Source organism: Psychrobacter sp. TB20-MNA-CIBAN-0197 (assembly GCF_040309765.1).
GTDB lineage: Bacteria > Pseudomonadota > Gammaproteobacteria > Pseudomonadales > Moraxellaceae > Psychrobacter > Psychrobacter submarinus.
The window spans coordinates 1-250 of record NZ_JBEOPC010001086.1 but is presented as its reverse complement, the minus strand read 5'-3'; the positions used below and the strand labels follow the sequence as shown (position 1 = coordinate 250).

The following is a 250-nucleotide window of genomic DNA, read 5'->3' as shown; positions in this document are numbered from 1 at the left end:
ATGGTACGCAAAGCATCACTTATGACTGCTTTTGAGATATTACTGCGACCAAGGTTAGAAAACAGTGGTTGAATATAATTAAGTACTTCCATCATCGCACCGATACGATGCGGTCCATCGGTCAGTAAGTGATCAATAATTCGATCGTCAAACTGCCATCCACGCCGACGCAAAATAGACTGTAATAATGCTTGTCTGTCTGCCAAATCATGACCAGTAGGCACTTTAAAAGTAGGTGCCTGTGCCAAAC

Annotated in this window: 1 pseudogene; it reads right to left on the bottom strand. The window is 42.8% G+C overall.

Annotation, left to right across the window (positions count from 1 at the left end):
* A pseudogene (locus AAEY83_RS17265) lies at nt 1-250 on the bottom strand (DnaA regulatory inactivator Hda); the annotation flags it as partial.